General features: G+C 71.1%; 4 protein-coding genes. All 4 read right to left on the bottom strand.

Features of this window, described 5'->3' with window-relative positions; all coding sequences use genetic code 11:
- Positions 1-1,676 (bottom strand): UvrD-helicase domain-containing protein (locus ACE3TU_RS18505; protein WP_374626898.1); only part of this gene is annotated, 1,676 nt, incomplete at its 3' end.
- Entirely contained in the window at positions 1,673-4,612 is a 2,940-nt protein-coding gene (gene addB / locus ACE3TU_RS18500) for a double-strand break repair protein AddB (protein ID WP_374626896.1), read from the bottom strand. The genes addB and ACE3TU_RS18505, both read right to left, overlap by 4 nt.
- Before the next feature lie 56 nt (positions 4,613-4,668).
- Positions 4,669-5,109, bottom strand: coding sequence for a tRNA (adenosine(37)-N6)-threonylcarbamoyltransferase complex ATPase subunit type 1 TsaE (gene tsaE / locus ACE3TU_RS18495; RefSeq protein ID WP_374626893.1), 441 nt, complete (start codon positions 5,107-5,109; stop codon positions 4,669-4,671).
- Positions 5,110-5,121: 12 nt separating this feature from the next.
- Positions 5,122-5,412, bottom strand: a 291-nt coding sequence (locus ACE3TU_RS18490; protein ID WP_374626891.1) for a sensor histidine kinase, incomplete at its 5' end; no start/stop codon positions are given.

Here is a 5,412-nt window from a genome sequence, read left to right as displayed (position 1 = left end):
ATCCGTTCGGCCACCTGCCGCTGCGCGCTCGGGGTGGCGCCCGGCGGCTCGGTCGGCCAGTTGTCCGGATCGGTGGGGTCGGTCACATCCCGGATCGGCGGCCACAGCGTCACCGTGCCGCCGCCCTCGGCCCGCGCCGTCTCGTGCAGCAACCCCTCCTCCTCGAGCGCTCCGGCCTTGAGGTCGGGGCGCTTGAACACTTCGTCCACCGCCTTGAGCACCCCGGGCAGCGTGCGGAAGCTGTGGCGCAGCGGCACGTGCCGGATCTCGAAATCCACCGCCCTGGCGCTGAACGCGTAGCGCCGCCCGGCATCGACGAAGACCTCCGGCTCCGCGCCCTGGAACGAGAAGATCGATTGCTTCTGGTCGCCCACCGCAAAGATGGTGCGCGGCCGATCCGCCGCGGCGCTGTCGCCGAAAAAGAAGTCGTCGACCAGCGCTCCCACCACCTCCCATTGCTGCGGGTTGGTGTCCTGTCCCTCGTCGACCAGGATGTGACTGAGCCCGGCGTCCAACTTGTAGCGCACCCAGGCGCCCTGCGCCTCGTTCCGCAGCAACGCCGCCAGCCGCTCGATCAGGTCGTCGAAATCGAGCAGCGAGCGGGCCCGCTTGGCCTCCTCGTAGTGCCGCGCGATGGCGGCGACGAGGTCGAGCATCGCCTCGGAGCGCGCGACCAGTTCGGCCCTGATGAGGTCCTGGCGCAGCTGCTCGAGCCGGCTCGCCTCGTCGGCGGCGCGCACCATGGCGTCGCCGATCAGCAGTGCCGTCGCCTTCTTGAGCAGGGTCTTGCGCGCCGTTCCCTCCTGGGTGAGGAATGCATCCATCAGGGCGTCGGGGTCGGGCCGGTCCGGGTCGATACGGTCCAGCCGGTCGGCAAAGTCGGTGCCGTCGGGCCGCGGCGGCACCACGGCGAAGATCGCTGCGTGGTCGCCGCGGTCGAGCAGGTAGCCCTCGCGCATCTCCGCCAGCACCTCGTCGATCGAGGCGACCCGCCCCAACTGTCGGCGCAGCCCGCGCTTGGCGGCGGCAACATCGGCCAGCACCCGCCGCAACGTCCGCTGTTGGTTCAGCGCCTCGACGATCGCCGTCTCGATCTGGAAGTCGCTCAGCAGCCCGAACAGCGTCTCCACCGCCTGCGCCTCGCCGCTGCCGCGCAGCCCGGCCGCGATCACCGTCTCGCGCGCTTCGAGCAGCATGCTGTCGCGCTCGTGCTCCTCGATCACCGAGAAGTCGAACGGCACCCCGGCTTCGCTGGGAAAGCGATGCAGCACGCTCTCGCAGAAGGCGTGGATGGTCTGGATCCTGATTCCGCCCGGCGCCTCCAGCGCATGCGCGAACAGCGACCGGGCCCTGACCCGCATCCCGGCCGTCGGCGGCGCGCCGGTGAGGTCCTCGAGGTCCTTCAGCAGCTCGGGTTCGCTCGCCAGCGCCCATGTGCCCAGCCGTTCGGCGACGCGGCTCCGCATCTCGGCCGCCGCCGCCTTGGTGTAGGTAAGGCAGAGGATTTCCTCGGGCCGCGCGCCGCTGAGCAGCAGCCGCAGTACCCGGGCGGTGAGCACATAGGTCTTGCCCGACCCGGCATTGGCCCGCACCCACACCGATTGGCTCGGGTCCGAGGCGTTGCGCTGGTTGGCGACGATTGCCGCCGGCATCGGGGAAACGAGGCGGCGCGTCATGGGTCATCGACCCCCGCGGTCAGCGTCCATTCGTCGGTGCGCGCCAGGTGGTCGTAGTCCCCGGGGTAGGATCTGCGGCCGCTCTCCACCCTGGGTCGTATGCGTGCCGCCATCGGCAGCCCGTCATGCAACAGGAATGCCTCCACATGCCCCTGCATCCGGCGGACGATCTCGTCCACCGCCTGCATCAGCGCCATGCCCTTGCGCACCGAGAATGGCTTGACCTGGAACGCCGCCGGCCCCAGCCCGATCTTGATGTAGATGAGCGCTGAACTGTCGCGGCCAGCCAGCCCCGGGAACATCCCGGCCCGCGCCATCGCCGCCTCCAGCAGCAGTTGCGGCGCGTCGAACGCCGTCATGTCCTTGGGCTGCGGCACCCCGCCGGTCTTGAAGTCGATGATCTCCAGCGTGCCGTCGCGCCGCACGTCGATCCGGTCGGCCTTGCCCACCAGCACGAAGCCGTCGAGCGCCGGGAACACCCATTCGCCCTTCAGTTCGGCATGCCGCTCGGCGATCTCGCTGTCGCGCCGTCGCTCGTAGTCGAGGAAAAGCCGGCCGGCCCGCTCGAAGCGCTTGAGCCAGATGTCGCGTCGCTCCTTGATCGCATCGAGCCCGGCAAAGGCCTGCTGCGCCATCCCCATCATCTCGCCCAGCGCCTCGGGCGACTCGAAGTCCAGCCCGGCCTTGACGAAGCTCTCGAACACTCCGTGGATCATCGTGCCGCGCTCACGTGCGCTTGGTTCGGTGCCCAGCGGCTCGAGCCGTCTGAGGCCCAGCACGTGCCTGGCGTAGATGTCGTAGGGCGAGCGCATCAGCGGCTCGATCTCGGTGATCGACAGCCGTCGCGGCCTGAGACCCGCCTTCGGAAAGGGCACCGGTCGTGGCGCGGGCCGGGGCAGGCCGGCATGGTCGATGGCCTCGGCTTCGGCCAGCCAGCGCGCTCCCCGTGCCCGGAGCGCCCTGGCTTCCGACTCGCCGACAAAGGCGTCGAGCCGCTGCAGCAGCGGCGAGGGCAGGGCAGGCGAGGTGCCGATCCGCTCGGCATAGGCGATCAGCACCTGGGCATTGCCGATCGCCATGGCGAAGTCGTGCGCCGCCTGACCCTGCTGCCGCTCCGGCGGTTCCAGCCCGACGCCGATGCGCATGCCCCGGCTCAGCCACGGCCCCGGATCGGCCACCGGCGGCCAGATGTCTTCGTTCATTGCGGCGAGGATCATCAGGTCCGGGCTCATCAGCCGCGCCTCGAGCTCGCCCCAGATAGCGATATCGTCGCGCCCCGGCCGCTGCGATGCCACCTTGCTGCCGGCCAGCAGCGCCGACAGCACCGCATCGAGGAACCGCGGCGGAAAGCTCGCGCCGGCGCCCCCCAGCATTTCCACTTCCTCGGCCCAGCGGCGGAACTCCGCCAGGCCGGGCAGGTCCTCTACGGTGCCCAGCGCCGCGATCGCCGCCAGCAGCGCCGCCGCCAGCTCGCCCGCCGTCAGCCGCTCCGCCACGGCCAGCGCCAGCACCGGCTGCAGCGCTGCCCCCAGCCGGTTCAGCAACTCGTGCAGCTCTTCCCCGTCGGCAAGGCCGTGCAGCCCCGCTAGCCCTGCCAGCGGTCGCTCTTTTCTCAGCCGAAGGTCAAGCCGGTCGGCCAGCCGCCGCACCTGGGCGCGCTCCAGCCCGAGCGACACGGCGGCGTTGCGCAGCAGCGCGATGGTGTCGACCGGCGCGAAATTGCCCGCCGCCACCGCCAGCACCTGCCGTGCGAGCCGCCCGGCACTCGACTGGAACAATGGCGTGCCCGCCGCGTCGTCGACCTCGACGCCGTGGCGCTTCAGTTCCGCTGCGATCCGCCGCGCCAGCGTCTGGTCGCGCGCCACGATGCCCACGCTGCGGCCCGTCGCAAGCGCGGATCGCGCCGCCAGCGCGATGGCGCGCGCCTCCTGATCGGCAGTGCGGGCCGCGACAATGCCGACCCCGGCCAGCGCCTCGCCGACCGGCAGCGCGGCGCGCCACGCCGGCCACGCCGGCGTCTCGGCGGCCGGCGCCAGCGCGGCACGCACCAGCGCGGTGCGCGGGTTGTCCCCGGCCAGTTCGCGCACGTCGCCAATCCCGGCGCCCAGTCGCCGCAGCAGCTTCATCAGCCCATACTGCGGATGGCTCTCCATCGCCTCGCTCTCCAGCATCCGCTGGTGCTGGTCGGGGGTGAACGAACTGTCGAGGCCGGGCAGCACCACCACGCCGCGCTCCAGCGCGGTGATCGCCTTCAGCAGCGCCGCTGTCGCCGGAATCGAGCCGGTCGAGCCGGCGGCGATCACCGGACGGTCGCCATGGAGCCGTTGCGCTGCAGACGCCTGCCGCAGCAGCCGCTCGTTGCGCGCCGCCGCCGCGTCGACCTTGCCGCGCTCCTCCAGCAGGGCCGGCCAGGCGGCGAGCACGATGTCGAGGAACTTGAGGATCTGCTGCCAGTTCTCGGCCACTTCCGCCGGCACAAGCTCCCCGAAGGCCGTCGGATGGATCCCCTCGATGCTGATGTCGTCGATCAGTGTCCCGAGCGAATCGGCGAGCCAGAACACCTCCGCCGCATTGGGCGGGCTGGCAAAACTCCCCGAACTCTCAGCAAAGGCCCGCACCAGCTGCGACAGCGCCAGCCGCCGTTCGAGCGCCGAAGCCACCGGACGTGTCGACGGCGCATCGAACGGGGGCAGGAACGGTTCCTCTTCGCCCGCCTCGCTGCCGAGGGTCCGGATGTCGGGCAACAGCACGGCCCCGCCGCGTTGCTGCGCGAAGGCCTCGGCGAGCTTCAGCCGCGCCCGGCGCGTCGGCACGAAGATGGTGACGTCACTCAGCCAGAACGGGCCTTCGCGTTGCCAGCCGCTCAGCAGGGTACCATCCAGCACGCGCGCCGCGAGCGTGGGGAGAAAGGGCACATCTGGGCCGATGGTGAACAATGAGTCGCGCCGCATGACCGGATTTGACCGGCTGCCGCCGGCGATGTCCAGCGCGCCTACCGCGTGCGGTCGGAACGGAAGGCGATCCTTGCGCGGCGTCCGGCGCCGTCGGCGGGAATGGCGAGCGTCACCACGGCATCGGCACGGGTCGCCAGTTCCGGCGCGCGCTCCGCCCATTCGACGAGGACGATCGCTTCGGGGTCGTCGTTGAGCCCCAGTTCGTCGATCTCCCTTGGGTCCGCGATGCGGTAGAGGTCGGCGTGCAGGATGCGCCGGCCATTGCCGGCATAGGGCTGCAGCAGCGCGAAGGTCGGGGAGGGGACCTCGAGCTCGGCCTCGTTGATCAGGGTGCGGATGATGGCGCGCGCCAGTGTGGTCTTGCCGGCCCCCAGGTCGCCCTCGAGCAGTACCAGGTCGCCCGGTGCGAGTTGCGCGGCGAGGCGCGCGCCGAGCGCCTCTGTCGCGGCGTCGTCGGCCAGCAGCAGTTCTTCGGCCAAGCCCGTCCTCCGCTATTCGGCGGCGCCCGCCATCTCGACATCGCTCGGCAGGCTGACGATAACCCGGCTGCCGCGCGGTTCACGCTTCTCGATACTGATCGTCCCGCCATGCAGGCTGACGAAAGCCCTGACGATGGCCAGCCCCAGCCCGGCGCCGCGCTGCCGCGCCATGCCGCCTGCCGGTTCGTTGCGATCCTGCATGGCGGCGCGCATTTCCTCGCTCATCGCCGTGCCTTCGTCCTCGACGGTGAACTGCATGCGCCCGGTCCGGCCCGACACGGTGAGCCGGATCTCGCCGCCGGG

It is taken from the genome of Devosia sp. (assembly GCF_041917035.1).
Lineage (GTDB): Bacteria > Pseudomonadota > Alphaproteobacteria > Rhizobiales > Devosiaceae > Devosia_A.
Note: the sequence above shows the minus strand (reverse complement) of the source record. Positions and strands in the feature narration are given on the sequence as shown.